A 19,188-nucleotide genomic window follows, 5' to 3' on the forward strand; every position below is an offset into this window, starting at 1 on the left:
GATGCTTGCACCCACGTTACGAAGAGACCTCAACACCAGCGCTGGGCCGCATCCCTATTAGAAGTCAACGCGCGTCCTGGACCTTTGGCGACAACACCCCCCGGACCATAAATGACAGCGCAACACAGCCATACCAGAGCCAGCGACCAGGTCCTTGGTCACACCTAAGAAATATCCTAGAATGACCTATAAATTAATGTAACGGGCGGGAGAAGGTACCAGTGGACTGGTGTGTGCTAGAGCTGGAACCGCGGGAATGCGCTACGACCGGCGTAGCGCGCCGAGTCGTCGAGTTCTTCTTCAATACGTAGCAATTGGTTGTACTTAGCCACACGGTCAGAGCGTGCCGGAGCCCCGGTTTTGATCTGACCGGCGTTAGTGGCCACCGACAGGTCGGCGATGAAGGTGTCCTCGGTTTCACCGGAACGGTGGGAGATCATGCAGTTGAAGGTCCGCGACTGGGCCAGCGAGATGGTCTCGAAGGTTTCGGTCAGCGAACCGATCTGATTGACTTTGACCAGAATGGCGTTACCGGCGCGCTCGTCAATACCGCGCTGCAGACGGACTTTATTGGTCACGAACAGGTCGTCACCGACCAGCTGAACCTTTTCACCCAGGGCCTGAGTCAGAGTTGCCCAGCCCTCCCAATCTTCTTCGTCCAGGGGATCTTCGATCGAAACCAGCGGGTAGTCGGTCACCAAGTCTTGGTAGTACGCAGTCATTTCTTCGGCGGTGCGTTCCTTACCTTCAAAGGTGTAGGTGCCGTTGTCAAAGAACTCTGAGCTGGCCACGTCCAGGGCGAGAGCAATATCGGTGCCGGGGGTGTAGCCGGCCTTGGTGATCGCGGTGGTGATCAGGTCCAGGGCGTCGCGGTTAGATGGTAGCGACGGTGCGAAGCCTCCTTCATCCCCCAGGCCGGTACCGTAGCCCTGTTCTTTGAGCACAGCTTTCAGACTGTGATAGACCTCAGCGCCCCAGCGCAGGGCTTCAGAGAAGGATGCAGCACCCAGCGGGGCGATCATGAACTCTTGAATGTCGACGTTAGAGTCTGCGTGAGCGCCACCATTGAGAATGTTCATCATCGGCACCGGCAACGTGTGGGCGTGGGGGCCACCGAGGTACTTGAATAGTGACAGGTCGGTGAACTCTGCGGCTGCATCGGCCACTGCCATGGAAACGCCGAGGATGGCGTTAGCGCCCAGGTTGGATTTGGCTTCGGTGCCGTCCAGATCCAACATCAGCTGGTCAATGCGACGTTGATCCGTGGCGTCTTCGCCCAACAGTTCTTGGGCGATGTCGGTGTTGACTGCCACAACAGCGTCGAGCACGCCTTTGCCGTTATAGCGTTCTGCATCGCCGTCGCGGCGCTCGACTGCTTCAAATTCACCGGTGGAGGCGCCTGATGGCACTGCGGCACGTCCCATCGAGCCGTCGGTCAGCAGGACTTCGACCTCGATGGTGGGGTTACCACGGGAATCGAGGATTTCGCGTGCGTGGATTGCATCGATAAAGGACATGGTGTTGGGGTCCTCTCCTTAGAGATCAACGGATTAGGGAATCTGAGGGATCGATCGGTCAGTTCTCGGAAGTATCGGTGGAGGATTCGCTGGGTTCAGTGGATTCTCTGGGTTCGTGACACTGTGTGGTATCGTTGGCACGCTGTCGGGCACGGAAATCCTTCAACGTGTTGGAGCGACGATAATTAGAGGATCCGCGCAGAACGGCGGCGACCATAACAACCAGGACCGCCAGCACACCGGTGATGAGTGCAACTGCCACCCAAACACCCCACGGTGCCTCGATGGTTTGCGTGGAATTCATCAGCCAGTTCATGGTGTCACCCTATCAGTGCGCTGAGCAGAGCTCGGCGCAGACTGAGCCTCAAGCCAGTGCAGATATTCCCGCAAGGCTCTTTCTGGGTCCAACCCCCGTTGGGTGGCTTGGGCAACCAACGCGAACAGTTGCGCCCCCAACTGATGCTCGGTCTCGATGGACTCCGGGGGATTTGGTGTGTTACCCGCGGTCTCCTCAAGCGGGTTGGCCTCTTGTCTGCGGGCCCGCGACAGGATCTTGGCAGCGGCCGCCAGACTCGGGTATCCCGAGGGGGTTGAAAAAATCGAGGCGTGAGCGACGCGTTCGGCCTGTGCTCTGGACTCATCGGTGCTGTCAGGAGTGGTATCGGCTTTTTCCTGCTGTTTAATGTGTTCCCAGGCGTGCTCGACATCCTCGACCGTGGATTGCCCAAGAACGGAGGGGTCCTGTAGCTGTCCTTCCGGGGTAAACACGTGGGGGTTGCGCCGAATCATTTTCTGGTTAATGGTTGCTGCGACGTCTTCGATGGTGAACCGTTGGGCTGGTTTCGGGTTCGTTTCAGCCAGGGCAGAGTGCAAGGCAACTTGGAAGAGCACATCACCGAGCTCATCGCGTATCTCCGCGATATCCCCGGTTTCGATGGCGTCGACGGCTTCGTGGGCTTCTTCAATCAGATAGTTGGTTAGCTCACGGTGGGTCAGCTGTGCCGTCCAGGGGCACCACCGACGCAATTGTGCGGTAATCCAGCGCAATCGTGCTAACTCACTCGAGGTCACGGGGCCGGCGTGCTGGGTGGTATCAGTCATCGTTCAGGGCAGTAAAGCAGGTCGGGCGGTGCGGATCGTGAGGGTCCAGGTGATCCTCGATCACAGCACACCAGTGGCGATTGATCTTCTCCAATAAGTTATCGCGTTCGGCCTGCGAGATGAACGCTCCGCGAGCGGCGTTGAGCTGGAACTCCAGCAGGTCTTCCAGGGTGTAACCATAGGAGTGGGTCAGTAAGTAGAGTTCATCGGTCACGGTGGTGCCGGAGATCAACCTATTATCCGGATTGACGGTGACGGCAAATCCAAGCTCATGCAACAGTCCGAAGGGGTGGTTGGCCAGTGGGTCTTCTGCCGTCCCGGGTTCGACAGCACCGGTTTGCAGATTGGAGCTGGGGCACAGTTCTAGCACCATCTGGCGTTGCAATACGCCTTCAGCGACTCGACCCAGACTGACCAGCGCGTCACCGGTCTCAGTGTCTTCCATCATGATGTCATCGGAGACCCGGACGCCGTGGCCTAGTCGCAGGGCCCGGCCGGAGATGATGGCATCGGCCACCGAGTCGATTCCGGCTGCTTCGCCAGCGTGGACGGTGATGGGCATGAATTGTTCGGTCAGCCAGGTGAAGGTCTCAGCGAAGCGGTGGGGCGGGAATCCGTCTTCGGGCCCGGCAATGTCAAAGCCGGCCACCCCGGAGTCGCGGTAGCGCACCGCCAGTTCAGCGATCGTTTGAGCCTGGTCAGCTTGACGCATGGCGCACAGTAATTGCTGGACCTGAATGCTCTGACCTTGATCGCTGGCTTGTTGACACCCTTGTTCGAGGCCGGCTTGGACTGCTTCCACGGCGTCTTCCAGGCTGAGTCCTTGGTAGGTGTGTTGTTCCGGAGCCCACCGCACTTCGGCATAGACCACTCCGTCGTCGATGAGGTCTTCGACGAATTCTCGGGCCACCCGTTGTAGCGCATCAGCCGTCTGCATCACCGCAGTGGTGTGCTCAAAGGTTTCTAGATAGCTTTCCAAACTGCCGGCGTTGGCAGCGACCTGGAACCATTCAGCCAATGTTTCGGTGGTATCGGCCGGCAGCTGGTGACCGATGGATTGGGCCAGGTCCAAGATGGTGGCTGGTCTCAATCCGCCGTCGAGGTGATCGTGCAGACTCACCTTGGGCAGAGCGGCGAGATCAAGCGCGAGCGGATTGGTGACAACGGGTGCAGAAGCAGCGTGTTTTGGACTCACTCTTGCGAGTCTATGCCAGAACGGCCCCGCACGTTAGAGCCATGCCCATTTTCGGAGAAGTCTTCGCTAAACCCGGCCGGGCGGATTACCTCGGCCGGCGCCTGAGCCGGCGTCGAGGAAATCCGGGCCACCACCTTGCGAGCAACAAAATCAATCAGCAGGCCCAACAGTCCCGCAAAGATGAGCGCCACCACAATTTGCAGTAAGACGTTGTCTAACCATCCGGTGGTCAATACCCCGATGGCGATGGAGTACCCGGCCCATACCCCGGCTGAGACAAAATCTAAGAGCGAGAATTTCCACCAGGCGTATCCGGTCGCTCCGGCCACAAAATTCACGGCGACCCGTCCACCGGGCACATGCCGGGCCGTGATGATCAGTAGCGCCCCGTTGCGGTGCAGGGACCGTCTGGCTAGCTGGACGATACCGGCTACCCGACGGGAACGCATCCACCGGAATCGGGTCACGCCAATCGCACGGCCCAGCCGGAACGCAACCTGGTCACCCAGAGTGGCTCCGAACCAGCCCACAAAAAACAGCGTCGTCAATCCCACCGTGTTCTCTCGGTCGGCGATCGCGGCCAGCGCAACGATCAACGATTCCGAGGGAACGATCGGGAAGAACCCATCAATGAAGCACAGAATAAACAGCGCCAGCGGGGTCCACCACGCGGTGGCCGCCCGCAGGATGAGATCTTCGAGGAATGCAAACACCCTTCTAGCCTACGGGTCCTCGAGATCAGTTGGATATTCGATCAAGGATCACGCCATCGGGGACGGTGGTATCTGTCGCGTCAGGACCGATCTCGATCATCTGCTCGGTGAGTTCCAAAGCCGATACCATCAGCTTGGTGTCATCGGTGTAGAAAGTCGCCACTGGCTGACCGGCGGTGACCGAGTCGCCTCGGCGCACGTGTAGTCGCACCCCGGCTCCAGCTTGGACAGCATCACAACGCTGGGCGCGACCGGCGCCCAGCCGGCGCGCGATCAGCCCGACAGTCAGCGCGTCCACGCTCGTCACACTCCCGGAACGGTCCGCCACCACCTGGTGCTCGTGGTGTGCTGTCGGTAGCGTGGCGCGCAGGTCGCCGCCTTGAGCACAAACCATCGCGGCGAAAGTATCCATGGCGGCCCCGGAGTCCAGGTGCTCGGCCGGATCCACGCCGGTGATTCCAGCAGCCCTCAGCATTTCAGTGGCCAGCGCGACGGTGAGGTCACGGACATCTTGGGGGCCACCGCCGGAGAGAACCTCGAGGGATTCTTCGACCTCCAGCGCGTTGCCGACGGTGCGACCCAGCGGGGTGGACATATCAGTGACCAGTGCGGTGGTGTTGACCTGCGCATCTGTGCCGAGGCGGACTAGCGTGTGGGCCAGTGTGCGAGCTGAACCAAGGTCTTTCATAAAGGCACCAGAGCCGACTTTGACGTCGAGCACCAGCGAGTCGGTTCCCTCGGCGATCTTCTTGGACATGATCGAGGAGGCGATCAACGGGATCGACTCAACAGTCGCGGTGGCATCCCGGAGCGCATAGATCTTCTGATCGGCCGGGGCAAGAGCCGCGGTGGGCGCACAAATCACCGCCCGGATGTCTTTCAGCTGGCGGGTCATCTCCTCGGGCGTGAGATTGACCCGGTAACCGGGGATAGACTCGAGCTTGTCCAGGGTGCCACCGGTGTGGCCCAATCCGCGACCAGACAGTTGGGGCACTGCCACCCCGTAGCTGGCGACCAACGGAGTCAACACGAGGGTGATTTTATCGCCGACTCCCCCGGTGGAATGTTTATCGGCGGTAGGGTGCCCCAGAGTGGAGAAGTCCATCCGGGTCCCAGAGTTGATCATCGCTTGGGTCCAGGCATGGAGCTCCTGGGCATTCAGGCCTTGGTAGTAGATCGCCATCAGCAACGCCGACATTTGTTCATCCGGCAGGCCCCCGGCGGTATAGCGTTCGATGATCCACGTGATGGCCTCGGCCGTTAGCGCTTCTCCGTCGCGTTTGGTGGCGATCAGCTCTACGGGGTGAACGTGCCGCGATGTCATCCGGTGTTGCCTTTCCAGTTGCTCACATCGGTGTCTTGGGGTTCGCTCAGGTGGCGAGGTTTTTCGGGCCAAAGGCCTGAGGTAGCAGTTGTCCCAGAGTAGTGAGCCCCTCAGCCGTGGTGAGTTGTAGCCTGGGCCCGGTGTGTTCGATCAGTAGCTGTCGGCACCGACCACAGGGGGTGATAAATTCACCGGACGCATTAACGATCACCACTGCGATGAGCGGGTCAGCTTCGAGCATGATGGCCTGACAGATCAGCGTGCATTCGGCGCACAGAGTCAGCCCGTAGGAGGCGTTTTCAATATTGGCCCCGGTGAGGATCCGACCAGATTGGGTCAGGCCGGCTACCCCGACCGGATAGTCAGAGTACGGCGCGTAGGCTTTCCTCGTGGCTTCCACCGCGTGCCGGTGCAGATCCTGCCACTGGTTTTCAAAAACCGGGACGTCTGTGCGTATGCCTTCACCCACGCTTTTCACTGTACCCCGGCCAAGGCCCGCAACGCAGCGGCGGTGAAGATTTTCACCCCGACGCCCAGGGCTCGTTCATCCGGATTGAAATCCCCTTGATGCAGATCGTAAATCGGCCCGTCTGGGGTTCGGGTGCCCAGCCGGAACATGGCTCCAGAGATTTTTTGGGTCATCCACGCAAAGTCTTCGCCACCCATCGATTGCGGGGTCAACGTAATGGCGCGGGACCCAATCTCAAAACGGGTTGCATCTTCGATCAGATCAGTTTCTTTCTCTGTGCTGACCACCGGTGGCACACCGCGGACGTGGTCGATTTCCACCGCGACACCGTAGGGCGCTGCGATCTGCCGAATGACTTGGTCGAGCAAATCTGCTGCTGCGCCCCAGGCATCGGCGTCCAAACAGCGCAAGGTTCCCGACAGCTGACCAATCGAGGGAATCGCGTTTGGGGCAGCCCCTGCGGAGATATGTCCCCAGACCACTTGAACTGCCGAGCGCACGTCCACCAGTCGCGACAGCACCGCTGGCACCTCAGAAGCAATTTTGGACAACGCATAAACCACGTCTTCGGTCTGTTGCGGGCGGGAGGTGTGGCCACCGTGACCGGTGACCGTAATGCGCAACGTGTCGGTGGCCGAAGTAATAGCACCGATGCGGGTACCGATGGTGCCGACGTCAAAGGCCGGGTCACAGTGGGCCGCCAAGATCCGTGGCACCTCATCCAACAGTCCGGCTTTCATAACCTGCAAGGCACCACCGGGTAGTCGTTCTTCAGCAGGCTGAAAGATGATGCGTACCCGGCCGTTGAGTTCCAGCCCGGATGTATGCAGCACGCTCTGTCCGGACAGAATCTGTTGCAGGCTCAACGCGGTCCCGGCCATCACGGCGGTATGCATGTCGTGTCCGCAGGCGTGGGCGATGCCGTCATGGACCGAGGCGTAGTCCAGTCCGGTGCGTTCTTGCAACGGCAACGCGTCAATATCGGCGCGCAACCCTAACACGATCGGCCCCTGACCGATATCGACCCACGCACCGGTGGATTCCATTTGTTGTGGTTCCAGCCCGGCGGAGTTGAGTAACTCTAGAATCTTCGCGGTGGTGCGGTGTTCTTCCAGAGACAGCTCGGGGTGCTGGTGAATATCTCGACGAAACGCCCGAATTCTCGGCAATAGTCCGTCAACGACTGGTGAGACCCGCGGGAGATCCGGGTCATCGCGCACGGGTTTCTCGGCGGAACTGCGAAACGGAGATTCCACATTCATTGCCCCGCCATGTGCTGAGTCTTCAGCGATCCGAGCCCGTTGCTCGGCGGTCTCAGTTGCGGGTAATGATGCTGGTAATCCTTCGTGCATGGGTTTTATCTTAAGGAGATTGTCAAGGCGCTAGCAACGCAACCGCCATCTGATGTTACTTAAAGAACATCGTCGTCACCGTGGGCTTTGAGTGCTTCCACTGCTTGCTTCACGGATTGAGCGTCGTCGGTGGTGGTCACCAGCAAAGCATCGCCGGTATCAACCACCACGATGTTCTCGACCCCGATCAGTGCGATGACTCGCGACGTGTCGGTAACCACCACACCGGTGGAATCGTCAGAATAGACCCGCGGGGTGGGACCAATAACGGTCACTCCCGAATCATCGCGGGCCGGGTTCAGCCGAGCGATGGCGGCGAAATCGCCGACGTCGTCCCAGATAAAGTCTCCGGGAATCACGGCCACGACACCGGCGTCGGCGGCTGGTTCTGCCACCGCGTAATCAATGGCAGTTTTCGGCAGGGTCGGCCAAATCCGTTCCAGCACCGTTTCTTGGTGCTGGGTCCCCCACGCCGCGGCGATTTCCATCAGTCCCTCATATAGCTCCGGTTCAGTGCGTTTCAGGTGTTCCAGCATCAGTCCCACCGGAGCGACAAACATTCCGGCGTTCCACAAGTAGTCCCCCGAGGCAACATATTCTTCCGCCAGGTGCTGCTCGGGTTTTTCCACGAAGCGCTGCACGCCGTGGGCAGTCGGAGCATTAACCACGTCCAGCCGTGCGCCTGCCTTAATGTATCCAAAACCTGTCGATGGGTACGTTGGCTTGATACCGATCGTGACAATATATCCGTCGGCAGCGGTAGCGATGGCTTCCCGAGCTGCCTGACGGAAAACGTGGTCGGGACCAATCACCTGATCTGCAGCAAAAGATCCCATAATGATCTCTGGATCTCGGTGATACAGCACCGCAGCCGCCAGCCCAATAGCGGCGGCGGAATCCTTCGGTTCTGGCTCAAGTAAGAGGTTGGACTCCGAGATATCGGGCAACTGGGTGCATACGGCGTCGTGGTGCGCCCGACCAGTCACGACCATGGTGCGTTCTTCGGAGATCGGCACCAACCTTTCGTAGGTCGCTCGGATCAAGGTTTGTCCAGACCCTGTCAGGTCGTGGAGGAACTTCGGCGCTGCAGCACGGGATAGAGGCCACAAGCGGGTGCCGACACCGCCGGCTGGGATGACCGCCCAAAAACGGTCTTCGGGATTCTTGATTGGATCAGCATTCACCCTTCCCACAGTAAGCCACCGGTACGTTGTCAGATGATTAACGTGTGATTAACGTGGCCTGAAACCGGCACTTCCTCAGGAATTGTTCAGGAAAGGATGCGCCGATCCCCACGTGTTTGCTTGTGGTCTGGTAGCGGGCAAACACTTCGTTAGCTAACACACAGTGTGACTCATTTGGGTACAGACCCCCCGGTGCGATTATCCTTATCTTCGAAGGAAGCATTTTCGCACCGGCGCTGACACGTAGACATTGAGGGTGTCTCCAGCGCCCTTGCATCCTTGGGAGGTTACAAAGTGTCTACTGTGACAACCGCGGACACCTCTGCCGAAACCACTCGAAAATCCGGCAGGGGCACGCTTTATCGCGGTAAAGCAGGAATGTGGTCCTGGGTGGCCCACCGAATCACCGGTGTCGTCATCTTCCTATTCCTTTTGGTCCACGTGCTCGATACCGCACTCGTGCGGGTTTCTCCGGAAGCCTACGATGCAGTGATCGGCACGTATAAGAATCCACTGATGGCCATCGGCGAAGTCGGGCTGGTGGCCTGCATCGTCTTCCACGCCTTCAACGGCATCCGCCTGGTGCTGGTGGACTTCTGGAAAAAGGGCACCAAACACCACCAAACCATGCTGTGGATCGTGTTGATTGCCTGGGTCGTCGTGGTCGGTGGTTTCACCGTTCGCCACCTGATGTTAGCGTTTGCGGGGGTCTAGGATGAGCGTTACTACCGAAGAAACCAATATCGCAGCACCGCGCACCGGTGCCATTGACCCGAAATTCACTCGGAAATCTTCCAGCTCGAATACCAGCAAGGAAATGCTGAAGTGGCTGTTTATGCGCATTTCAGGCCCCATCCTGCTGGTGCTGATTTTTGTTCACCTGTTTTCCAACTTGATGATTGGTGACGGTGTGCATGGGATTGACTTTGGTCTCGTTGCCGGCAAGTGGGCAAACCCGTTGTGGCAGATCTGGGACCTCGTCATGCTCTGGTTGGCCATGATCCACGGAACGTTTGGTGTGGCTACAATCATTGAGGACTACACCAGTTCAGACCGCACCCGCTTCTGGTTGAAGATGGCTCTGTACTTAGCTTCGGTCGCCATCATCGTCCTGGGCACCCTGGTGATCTTCACCTTTGAGCCCTGCATGGTCGATGACGCAGGCAACCTGCTCGACCGTTCGCCGAGCTTCTGCTATTCCATGCCGCAATTCGGCTAAAGACCGGATCTTTCCGTAACGCTCGGACCCACCGAATCACTCCGAGCCACTCGATGACCTAACAGAAAGAAGATTCCACCAGATGCAGGTTCAGGTACATAAATACGATGTTGTCATCGTTGGTGCCGGTGGCGCGGGGATGCGTGCAGCTATTGAAGCCGGCCAACGCACCCGCACCGCCGTACTGACCAAGCTTTACCCCACCCGGTCTCACACCGGTGCTGCCCAGGGTGGTATGTGTGCGGCGCTAGCCAACGTTGAAGAAGATAACTGGGAGTGGCACACCTTCGACACCATTAAGGGTGGCGACTACCTCGTGGACCAGGACGCCGCGGAGATCATGGCTAAAGAAGCCATCGATGCGGTGCTCGACCTTGAGAAGATGGGGTTGCCCTTCAACCGCACCCCGGAAGGCAAAATCGACCAGCGACGCTTCGGCGGTCACACTCGCGAACACGGAAAGTCCCCGGTGCGACGGTCTTGCTACGCTGCAGACCGTACCGGTCACATGATTCTGCAGACGCTGTATCAGAACTGTGTGAAGCACAACGTGGAATTCTTCAACGAATACTATGTGCTGGACCTGTTGCTGGTTGATGAAGAAGCCACCCGCGAAGACGGCACGCCTTACACACAGAAGCGCGTGGCTGGCGTTGTTTCCTATGATCTGGCCTCCGGAGAGATCCACATTTTCCAGGCCAAGTCTGTTGTCTTCGCTACCGGTGGTGCCGGCAAGGTTTTCAAGACCACCTCCAACGCCCACACCCTGACGGGTGATGGTATGGCAATCGCCTACCGCCACGGCCTGCCACTGGAAGACATGGAATTCGTGCAGTTCCACCCCACCGGTCTGGCTGGCTTGGGTATTTTGCTCTCTGAAGCCGCCCGCGGTGAGGGCGGTATTCTTCGTAACTCTGAGGGCGAGCGTTTCATGGAGCGCTACGCACCGACCATTAAGGACCTCGCACCACGTGACATCGTGGCTCGTTCCATGGCCAACGAGGTGCGTGAGGGTCGCGGTTGTGGCCCGAATAAGGACTACGTCCTATTGGACCTTACCCACCTCGAGCCGGCCCACATTGACGCCAAGCTTCCTGACATTACCGAGTTCGCCCGCACGTACCTGGGCGTGGAGCCCTATTACGAACCGGTTCCGGTGTTCCCGACCTGTCACTACTTCATGGGCGGTATTCCAACCACCATTGATGCCCAAGTACTGCAGGACAACGACACCGTTGTTCCCGGCCTCTACGCTGCCGGAGAGGTTGCCTGCGTCTCCGTGCACGGCTCGAACCGTCTGGGCACCAACTCTTTGCTCGACATCAACGTCTTCGGTCGTCGCGCTGGCATTGACGCTGCTCGCTATGCCGAAGATGCTGAGTGGGTAGAACTTCCTGAGAACGGCGAATCCTTCGTGGTCGACGAGATCGAGAAATTGCGCTCGGCGACCGGCAACGAGAAGGTCGCTGACCTGCGTGCCCGCCTGCAGGAAGTCATGGACGCCGATGTGCAGGTGTTCCGCACCGAAGAATCGATCCGTCGCGCCCTGGACGAGATCGGCGACCTGCGTCAGCGGTACGAAAACGTTTCGGTCCAGGATAAGGGTCGTCGTTTCAACCTTGACCTGCTCGAAGGGCTGGAGCTGGGCTACTTGCTCGATATCGCTGAGGCAATGACCGTTGCCGCTTTGCACCGTCAAGAGTCCCGCGGTGGTCACTACCGCGAGGACTTCCCCGATCGTGATGACGAAAAGTGGATGAAGCACACCATGCTCTACCGCGACTCCGAATCGGAAACCGAAGGCATTAGAGGTATCCGCTTCGAGACCAAACCCGTCGTCCAAACCCGATACGAACCGATGGAGCGTAAGTACTGATGACTGCAACATATGCTGAACCGGCCGAGCCGGCATCACAGATTGACCTCGGCGATCAGGGTGGCGCCGGAGAACTGGAAACCCTGACCGTCACCGTTCAGGTACGTCGTTACCTCCCCGAGTTCCAGGAAGATGCCTACTGGGATACCTGGCAACTGGAAATGTACCCCACTGACCGTGTGCTCGATGCCCTGCACAAGATCAAGTGGGAACACGACGGTACTCTGTCCTTCCGTCGTTCCTGCGCTCACGGTGTGTGCGGTTCCGATGCGATGCGCATCAACGGACGCAACCGCTTGGCCTGCAAAACCCTGCTAAAGGATCTTGACCACACCAAGCCGATCACCGTCGAGCCGATCAAGGGTCTGCCGTGCGAGAAAGACCTGATCGTGGATATGGAGCCCTTTTTCCAGTCCTACCGCGAAATCATGCCGTTCCTGGTGTCCAACGACAACCAGGAGCCGACTCGGGAGCGGATTCAGTCCGCTGCTGAGCGCGAACGGTTCGATGACACCACCAAGTGCATTCTGTGCGCAGCATGCACCTCCTCGTGCCCAATTTTCTGGACCGATGGCCAGTACTTCGGTCCGGCGGCGATCGTGAACGCTCACCGCTTCATCTTCGACTCCCGTGACGATGCCGGCGACATGCGCCTGGAAATCCTCAACGATAAAGAGGGCGTATGGCGGTGCCGCACCACCTTCAACTGCACCGAGGCATGCCCCCGCGGTATTCAGGTGACCAAGGCTATCGCTGAAGTCAAGCAGGCTATCTTGGCCCGTAGCTTCTAACACTCCAGTAAACTTGGCCCTTGGCCCGGGGTGAGTACGCACGTCGCGCACTCGCCCCGGGCCAAGACTTTTTATCCCGCAACTTACATAGGTGACAACCTAATCGAACCTAGTTCCGACAGCTACATAAATCTACTGGTCGCCCGCATTCACCGCAGGGGAGACAGCGTCGTTTACACCAGACAAGTGCGTACTAAATTCTCTTCCTTCAGGCTCATCTGCCCACACACCTCGCCTGCTTCTGCCATATCTACCGAAAAGTGTCCCTCCAGTAAATTTAGAGTATCTAATAGAAAACTCTTGATGGAATACACGTAAATATCACTCGGAAAATTTGACGGCAATTTACCTCGATTGTTCACCGTGTTGTTACACAATAAATACTCAGTGCAACACCTCCACTTAGCATGGACACGTACGAGGCTTAGTAAGCACTTTTTGATGTGACGCTTCGCCATCCGAGACAAGCTAATGAATAATAGGGACATCAATTGGACAGGAAGGCTTGTGGTCTTAATGAACAACGCAGGGAAGGTTTTTGTGGGCGGCTTGGCCATCACCGTAACGCTGTCACTCGCGGGATGTGGGCCTGCCTCAAATGATGCTGAGCAAGAAGCTGCTTCAGCTCCAGCCCTAGATGCCGAAGAATGTTCCACTGAAGAAGGCAGTCTTAGGGTGTATATGAACCCTTGGGGACCAACCCTGACGGATGAATTCACAGCGGATACAGGCATCGAAACGGATATTGCCGATTTAGGCGGCGGAGAGGTACTCGCGCGTATCTCAGCAGAGGCCAACAATCCTCAATGGGATGTAGTGCTCCTTGACGGCCACGGCAGTTTGGAATCGTTGCGTCAGCAAGGTTATTTCCTCGAAAACCCACCTGTAGGAAATCTGAATAATCTTGAAGAGGAGGCACAAGATTTACTTCCAGAAGATGGAGCGTGGATCCCGATTTCCGAGCACGCCGCTGGGGTGATCGCTTACAATACTGAAGAGTTTGAAGAAAGTGACGCCCCTGAAACTTGGGAAGACTTGACTAAACATGAATACGCGCCAGTTGGCATCGCTGATCCGGCAGTCGCAGCACCGGCATACCCCATCGTTTCTTGGATTTTTCAAGAGCTCGGAACAGAAGAAGCCGAGGAATATTTCAGTACGATAAATCAGAATGGGCTAAACCTGTACGACAAGAATGGCCCAGTGGCGACCGCATTGGCAACGGGCGGGGTGAAAACCGCCATCCTCCAAGAGCAACACGCATACGAATTTATGGAGTCTGGGGAACCGATCGAAATCGTGTGGTCTGACGAAGGATCACCCGGAGTAGTCCGGGCAGCCGCGATTAGCGCTAACACTCCACGACCGTGCGCGGCTGCCGCACTCATCGATTGGATGCTGGATTCAGACAACATGACCTACTTGATGGAAGAGGGTGAAGACGATGGAATCATCACGCCGTATGTGAAGGGCGTAGACCAATCCAGCCTGCCCGACGCGCGACCCGAAGACCCAAATATCCAAAGCACCGATGCTGAATTCGCCGCTGAAAACGAAGCCGAGATAAAAGACTGGTTCGCCAATATGCAGCTTCAGTAAGAGATAGATCCCTCCTACCACAAAGGTCAGAACGTTCAACTTTGAAAACACTCGATAGTTCGCGGACTGCTGGTTGGATCCTGGTCTCGATTTGCTTTGTCTTGATCGGCCTACCACTCTTGTTCGTAATAGCACAAGGCTTTGCCCCGGGATTGGGATTAACAAGGGACTGGCAGATCGAGCCACAACTTCTGCTAGAAATATTTGAACGACCGCTTTGGCAAGCGAGTTTATTCAATTCCTTGACGCTTGCCACAGGTTCCATGGTCATAGGCACCCTAATCGGTATGTCCCTCGCCTACATACGACACACGAAGGAATTCCGATTTGCCAGCTTGATAGATGCATGTGTCTGGATTCTGCTTGTCAGCCCATCCTTTATTATTGCCCAGGGCTGGGTGATGTTTGCTTCTCCAAGCGGAGTTGCCCTAAACACTTTTGGAATCGACGTATCGCAATTAGTTTTTAGCACGGGTGGGATAATTGCGGTCATGGCACTCACCAATTTCCCGTTGTCTTACCTGGCGACTTCAGCTGCGCTAAACTGGCTCTTCGTAATTGAGGGTGTGGATCAGTGATTCCAGGACACGGCGTGGCGCTGCCCGGATAGACGTCGAGGTCTTCCGATGATGGAAGTTCTTACACAGTCCATCCGAAAGACCTCGACGTGTCCAAGCCTACTTTCTCATCTCCTGATCTCACGACATTCTGCCGACTCGACTCCCTTGACCTCACGTGCATTGGCCAGCACATCACCGGGCACAAAGCCATTCTGGAATGCCAGCCCAACACTGCCGATGACTGGTGCCGACGGTGTGGCGGACACGGGATCGTCCGCGACACCGTCGTCCGCCACCTCGCCCACGAACCCTTCGGCCACCGGCCCACCACGCTTCACATTCGCCTCCGCCGGTACAAATGCGTCGAATGCGGCCGCGTATGGCGTCAGAACACCACTGCTGCGGCGCCACCACGAGCGAAGATCTCGCGAACCGGCCTCGACTGGGCGCTGCGTGCCCTCGTCATCGACCACGACACCGTGTCCGTGATCGCAGGCAAACTCGCCGTGTCCTGGCACACCGCGAACTCCGCGATCCTCGCGCAGGGACATCGACTGCTGATCGACGACCCGGCCCGGTTCGACGGGGTCAGCGTCATTGGTGTCGACGAACACGTCTGGCGGCACACCAGGCGCGGTGACAAGTACGTCACCGTCATCATCGACCTTACTCCCATCAGCCAGAAAGCAGGCCCGGCACGCCTGCTCGACATGGTGCCCGGACGATCGAAACAGGTGTTCAAGCAATGGTTGAAAGCCCGACCGAAAGACTGGCGTGATGGCATCGACGTCGTCGCGATGGACGGATTCTCCGGCTTCAAAACAGCCTCCGTTGAGGAACTGCCCGAGGCTGTCGAAGTCATGGACCCGTTCCACGTCGTCAAACTCGCCGGTGATGCCCTCGACGAGGTACGCCGCCGCATTCAGCAGGAGACCACCGGGCATCGCGGACGAGCAACAGACCCGTTGTATCGGGCGCGCAGGACTCTGCACACCGGTGCTGATCTGCTCACGGCCAAACAGCAGGAGCGGATCGTAAGCCTCTTCGCCGACGCCAACTTCACCGCCGTCGAAGTCACCTGGGCCGTCTATCAAGACATTGTGCGCGCTTACCGAACCAACGACGGCAACGAGGGCAAGAAGCTCTTACAAACAGTCATCGACGATCTGACGACGAATCTGCCGACAGGACTGGCCGAACTCAAGCGGTTAGGACGGACTCTGAAGCGTCGAGCTGCTGATATCCTGGCGTTCTTCACCCGACCGGGAACGTCGAACGGGCCTACCGAAGCGATCAATGGCAGGCTCGAACACCTACGGGGCTCAGCACTCGGCTTCCGCAACCTCACGCACTACATCGCGAGATGTCTGCTCGAGTCCGGCGGCTTCAGACCGGTTCTACACTCTCAATTACGATGAGCCGCTAAACTGGAACACCTCATCTCTCTGGGAAGCTGCCGCTTCGCTCGGGGTATCCCCCTGGACCGTTTTCTGGACCCTTCGCCTCCCCTTGTTAGCCCCCGCAGTGATATCCGGAGCGTTGCTTGTCTTCGTAGAGACGCTGGGTGATTTTGGTCTTCCTGCTGCCATATCGTCTCAATACAATTTTCCGACTCTCCCCTATTCGATATACGCGTCCGTGCGCCAAAGTCCAGTAAACTTTGCACTTGGAGGCGTTTTATCCCTCTATTTAGTAATAATCGTTGCCATTGCGATATTCATATACTTAAGAATCTTGAGGAGCTCCTCCTTCAGTTTTCTCTCCGGGAGCTCGGTTCAAAATACAAAGAGACAAAGCAGGATCTCAGGACTATATAGCCTAATTTCGATAGTTGCTTTTATTGTAACGCTTGGGATACCAATCGGTTCATCCCTTCAGGTATCGCTGTCCGAGCGACTGGCAGACGGATTCACAATAAGCAATCTAACGCTTGCCCACTACGAGCAGGCATTAGAAATGGGGTCCAATTTGATGAACGGGATTCGAAATTCAGTAATTATCGCTGTCGTGGTTGCCCTCTTAACTACTCTTCTCGGCCTCATGATGGCGATTTCGATGACCTTCACGAATTTTGCGGGCAACAAGTTGTTAGATCTGGCCGGAACGGTAAGCTTAGCAGTCCCCGGCATCGTGTTGGCCGTGGGGTATATTTTCGTCTGGAATCAGCCAGCTCTAAATACAATTAATTTAGATTTATACGGAACTCCGGTGCTCCTCGTTTTCTCTGGGGTCGCGGCAGCACTACCTATAGCAGTCAGATTGCAGATGGGTGCGCTTGGTCAAGTATCAGAAAATTTAGTGACCGCTGCAAGTGTTACAGGTGTGGGTTTCTTTCGGAGAATTAGGTCAATCCTGCTACCTCTGGTAGGTCCTGCTGTGATTTCAGCATTTGCGGCAGTTCTTGCTGCAAGCGTTTTTGACCTCGCAGGCGCAACGATGCTTGCGCCGCCCTCCTTCGACACACTCCCGGTTGAGATTCTCGCCGAGTACGAAAAAGGTGACTACGGATACGCAACAGCAGGGGCGATGATCAGTATGGTCCTAATGATCATATTGGTCGCCTTTTCCCAAATAGTCGGCAAGAGACTCATGCGTCAGAAATAGAACATGGAAGGGGTCAGCGATGACGTCTAGCAGTGATTACCCTACTGAAGGTCTCCGTCTTGATGGTATAGGCGCTAAATATGGCACCGACGACTGGGCACTGCATAACATTTCCCTGAAAGTCGGAAAAGGCACAACGCTCGCAGTTCTCGGTCCATCAGGATGTGGAAAGTCCACTTTATTGAAAATTGTCGCGGGATCTTTGCGACCGGCGGCGGGAACCATATCAATGGCTGGCGAGACGATATCTTCGCCTGCCCGCCAAGTACCAACCGAACGGCGAGGGCTTGGCATGGTGTTCCAAGACTACGCTTTGTGGCCACACTTGAACGTCAGGCAAACTATCGGATATGGACTAAAATACGGTCGAAACAAAACAGACTCTCAACTCCGTACTCGAAGAGTTGCAGAGCTTATGGAAATGCTACAACTCTCAGGATTAGAGAACAGAAAACCAGGGGAGTTATCTGGAGGCCAACAACAACGTGTTTCTATAGCTCGCGCACTTGCAACACGGCCGAGTTTATTATTATTCGACGAACCTTTATCGAATCTCGATGCCTCCTTACGAGACGAAATGCGAGAGGAACTAAAGCAACTCTTCTCAGTAATCGACACGACGGTACTCTACGTTACACACGACATTACGGAAGCACTCAGCCTCGCGGACAAAATCCTTGTACTACACGAAGGCGAAAGGGTCCAACTTGCCAAACCAGAGGAGTTATTTACCGCCCCAGCCAGCGGCTGGGTAGCGAATATAACAGGCTTCACGACCCGTCTAGAACTTGACCGACTAGACATCTCTACATCCCCCACGTCCTCCTCCACCGCACTTCTAAACGATAAGGAAATAGTAGGGCGATGGTGCGGTCCACGCGAGGACGGTGCTGGACGATCAGACGAACCGGTTGCATACATCCATCCTGATGCAGTCACTCTGTCTGAAAACTCAGATGGAATTGCCGGTACAGTTGTAAGTTGCAATTTTGAGGGTCGCCAATACCGTATTCGCGTACGCCTGCATGACCAACGTGATCTTATCGCTACAAGCACAAGCAACTTTGACGTTGGGCAATCAGTCAGCGCAAACATAGAAGCTAGTGGCGCAGTGTTTTTCGGAAATATGTCATGAACGAAAACCAACCAACAATTAATGCTAGTCTAAGGTCCGAATCGCCAGGCATAGTTATGCTTTTTTACGGCGAAGGATGGGGCAAAAGTACCGCAGCTTTCGGTTACGCCCTTAGGTCGGTAGGACAAGGGCAGGACACCATCGTCATCCAATTTATTAAGGGTGTCCCCTGGAATTTAGCAGAATCCTCTGGAGCAAAAATACTAGGCATTCGATGGCTGACATTTTCAAGAACGTTAACGTGGGGTGCAAAAGATCCTCGATCTCTAGCTCAAACAGCGCTGGTAACAGCCAAAGAAGAGATTGGACGTCCAGGAAAGAAACTTGTAGTGCTAGATGAAATCACAAATGCGGTATCCCACGGTTGGCTCTCGGAAAACGCAGTCACGGAAGCCATTGGTGTGAGGTCTTCCGAAACAAACATCATCATGACAGGACGATACGCAACCACAAAGATCATCGAGGCCGCAGATTCAGTAACGTTATTTGTAAAAGAAAAAGATGGTGGCGTGAAGGGAATATTAGATCTCACATAACCATGCTTTTCAG

19 protein-coding genes and 1 pseudogene are annotated in these 19,188 nt (G+C 56.6%); 11 read left to right on the forward strand and 9 right to left on the reverse strand.

Features of this window, described 5'->3' with window-relative positions; genetic code table 11:
* Positions 1-236 precede the first annotated feature (236 nt).
* From eno to DCC27_RS06560, 9 genes are all read right to left on the reverse strand, one after another.
* On the reverse strand, positions 237-1,517 hold the full coding sequence (gene eno / locus DCC27_RS06520) for a phosphopyruvate hydratase (RefSeq protein ID WP_110110591.1): 1,281 nt from the start codon (positions 1,515-1,517) through the stop codon (positions 237-239).
* A 58-nt stretch (positions 1,518-1,575) separates the two neighbouring features.
* Positions 1,576-1,833, reverse strand: a complete 258-nt coding sequence (locus DCC27_RS06525) for a hypothetical protein (protein WP_110110592.1) — start codon at positions 1,831-1,833, stop codon at positions 1,576-1,578.
* On the reverse strand, positions 1,830-2,618 hold the full coding sequence (locus DCC27_RS06530; RefSeq protein ID WP_110110593.1) for a MazG nucleotide pyrophosphohydrolase domain-containing protein: 789 nt from the start codon (positions 2,616-2,618) through the stop codon (positions 1,830-1,832). Before DCC27_RS06530 ends, DCC27_RS06525 begins: the two co-directional genes overlap by 4 nt.
* Positions 2,611-3,813, reverse strand: coding sequence for an adenosine deaminase (locus DCC27_RS06535; protein WP_110110594.1), 1,203 nt, complete (start codon positions 3,811-3,813; stop codon positions 2,611-2,613). The genes DCC27_RS06530 and DCC27_RS06535 overlap by 8 nt, the downstream gene beginning before the upstream one ends.
* A complete protein-coding gene (locus DCC27_RS06540) occupies positions 3,810-4,526 on the reverse strand; it encodes a DedA family protein (protein ID WP_110110595.1) in 717 nt (238 codons plus the stop codon). The genes DCC27_RS06535 and DCC27_RS06540 overlap by 4 nt, the downstream gene beginning before the upstream one ends.
* A 25-nt stretch (positions 4,527-4,551) precedes the next feature.
* Positions 4,552-5,850: a thymidine phosphorylase gene (locus DCC27_RS06545; RefSeq protein ID WP_110110596.1), complete on the reverse strand. Its 1,299-nt coding sequence runs from the start codon at positions 5,848-5,850 to the stop codon at positions 4,552-4,554.
* 46 nt (positions 5,851-5,896) lie between these two features.
* A complete protein-coding gene (locus DCC27_RS06550; protein WP_233487951.1) occupies positions 5,897-6,319 on the reverse strand; it encodes a cytidine deaminase in 423 nt (140 codons plus the stop codon).
* Positions 6,320-6,324: 5 nt separating this feature from the next.
* The gene (locus DCC27_RS06555) at positions 6,325-7,581 is read right to left on the reverse strand and encodes an amidohydrolase (RefSeq protein ID WP_110110605.1); all 1,257 of its coding nucleotides are present in this window, start codon (positions 7,579-7,581) and stop codon (positions 6,325-6,327) included.
* Between the two features lie 149 nt (positions 7,582-7,730).
* Positions 7,731-8,855 carry a mannose-1-phosphate guanylyltransferase gene (locus DCC27_RS06560; protein WP_246840054.1) on the reverse strand — a complete coding sequence of 375 codons (1,125 nt, stop codon included), beginning with the start codon at positions 8,853-8,855 and terminating at the stop codon, positions 7,731-7,733.
* A gap of 294 nt (positions 8,856-9,149) precedes the next feature.
* Between DCC27_RS06560 and sdhC the strand changes: the two genes are divergently transcribed.
* The 11 genes and pseudogenes from sdhC to DCC27_RS06610 all read left to right on the forward strand — a co-directional run bounded on the left by sdhC (position 9,150) and on the right by DCC27_RS06610 (position 19,175).
* Positions 9,150-9,569: a succinate dehydrogenase, cytochrome b556 subunit gene (sdhC, locus tag DCC27_RS06565; protein WP_255410766.1), complete on the forward strand. Its 420-nt coding sequence runs from the start codon at positions 9,150-9,152 to the stop codon at positions 9,567-9,569.
* Position 9,570: 1 nt separating this feature from the next.
* Entirely contained in the window at positions 9,571-10,074 is a 504-nt protein-coding gene (locus tag DCC27_RS06570; protein WP_110099645.1) for a succinate dehydrogenase hydrophobic membrane anchor subunit, read from the forward strand.
* 82 nt (positions 10,075-10,156) lie between these two features.
* On the forward strand, positions 10,157-11,950 hold the full coding sequence (gene sdhA, locus DCC27_RS06575; protein ID WP_110099646.1) for a succinate dehydrogenase flavoprotein subunit: 1,794 nt from the start codon (positions 10,157-10,159) through the stop codon (positions 11,948-11,950).
* A complete protein-coding gene (locus DCC27_RS06580; protein WP_110099647.1) occupies positions 11,950-12,741 on the forward strand; it encodes a succinate dehydrogenase iron-sulfur subunit in 792 nt (263 codons plus the stop codon). The genes sdhA and DCC27_RS06580 overlap by 1 nt, the downstream gene beginning before the upstream one ends.
* Positions 12,742-13,257: 516 nt before the next feature.
* Positions 13,258-14,340 carry an ABC transporter substrate-binding protein gene (locus tag DCC27_RS06585; RefSeq protein WP_168186089.1) on the forward strand — a complete coding sequence of 361 codons (1,083 nt, stop codon included), beginning with the start codon at positions 13,258-13,260 and terminating at the stop codon, positions 14,338-14,340.
* Positions 14,341-14,381: 41 nt separating this feature from the next.
* Positions 14,382-14,918, forward strand: a complete 537-nt coding sequence (locus DCC27_RS06590; protein ID WP_110110599.1) for a hypothetical protein — start codon at positions 14,382-14,384, stop codon at positions 14,916-14,918.
* Positions 14,919-15,007: 89 nt separating this feature from the next.
* Entirely contained in the window at positions 15,008-16,318 is a 1,311-nt protein-coding gene (locus DCC27_RS12455; RefSeq protein ID WP_117328636.1) for an ISL3 family transposase, read from the forward strand.
* Positions 16,319-16,349: 31 nt separating this feature from the next.
* Positions 16,350-16,610, forward strand: a pseudogene (locus tag DCC27_RS12665) (ABC transporter permease subunit); the annotation flags it as partial.
* 24 nt (positions 16,611-16,634) lie between these two features.
* Positions 16,635-17,504 (forward strand): ABC transporter permease, encoded by an 870-nt coding sequence (locus DCC27_RS12820; RefSeq protein ID WP_371682203.1) that lies wholly within the window; start codon positions 16,635-16,637, stop codon positions 17,502-17,504.
* A gap of 19 nt (positions 17,505-17,523) precedes the next feature.
* Positions 17,524-18,639, forward strand: coding sequence for an ABC transporter ATP-binding protein (locus tag DCC27_RS06605; protein ID WP_110111074.1), 1,116 nt, complete (start codon positions 17,524-17,526; stop codon positions 18,637-18,639).
* Positions 18,636-19,175 (forward strand): cob(I)yrinic acid a,c-diamide adenosyltransferase, encoded by a 540-nt coding sequence (locus DCC27_RS06610; RefSeq protein WP_110099651.1) that lies wholly within the window; start codon positions 18,636-18,638, stop codon positions 19,173-19,175. Before DCC27_RS06605 ends, DCC27_RS06610 begins: the two co-directional genes overlap by 4 nt.
* Positions 19,176-19,188 lie beyond the last annotated feature (13 nt).

The sequence above is a fragment of the Auritidibacter sp. NML130574 genome (assembly GCF_003185725.2).
Classification (GTDB): domain Bacteria; phylum Actinomycetota; class Actinomycetes; order Actinomycetales; family Micrococcaceae; genus Auritidibacter; species Auritidibacter ignavus.

Bases quoted from the DNA above. Each gene is read 5' to 3' on its own strand.
- eno (WP_110110591.1), bottom strand. From the start codon at position 1,517: ATGTCCTTTATCGATGCAATCCACGCACGCGAAATCCTCGATTCCCGT.
- DCC27_RS06525 (WP_110110592.1), bottom strand. From the start codon at position 1,833: ATGAACTGGCTGATGAATTCCACGCAAACCATCGAGGCACCGTGGGGT.
- DCC27_RS06530 (WP_110110593.1), bottom strand. From the start codon at position 2,618: ATGACTGATACCACCCAGCACGCCGGCCCCGTGACCTCGAGTGAGTTA.
- DCC27_RS06545 (WP_110110596.1), bottom strand. From the start codon at position 5,850: ATGACATCGCGGCACGTTCACCCCGTAGAGCTGATCGCCACCAAACGC.
- DCC27_RS06555 (WP_110110605.1), bottom strand. From the start codon at position 7,581: ATGAATGTGGAATCTCCGTTTCGCAGTTCCGCCGAGAAACCCGTGCGC.
- DCC27_RS06570 (WP_110099645.1), top strand. From the start codon at position 9,571: ATGAGCGTTACTACCGAAGAAACCAATATCGCAGCACCGCGCACCGGT.
- sdhA (WP_110099646.1), top strand. From the start codon at position 10,157: ATGCAGGTTCAGGTACATAAATACGATGTTGTCATCGTTGGTGCCGGT.
- DCC27_RS06580 (WP_110099647.1), top strand. From the start codon at position 11,950: ATGACTGCAACATATGCTGAACCGGCCGAGCCGGCATCACAGATTGAC.
- DCC27_RS06585 (WP_168186089.1), top strand. From the start codon at position 13,258: ATGAACAACGCAGGGAAGGTTTTTGTGGGCGGCTTGGCCATCACCGTA.
- DCC27_RS06605 (WP_110111074.1), top strand. From the start codon at position 17,524: ATGACGTCTAGCAGTGATTACCCTACTGAAGGTCTCCGTCTTGATGGT.
- DCC27_RS06610 (WP_110099651.1), top strand. From the start codon at position 18,636: ATGAACGAAAACCAACCAACAATTAATGCTAGTCTAAGGTCCGAATCG.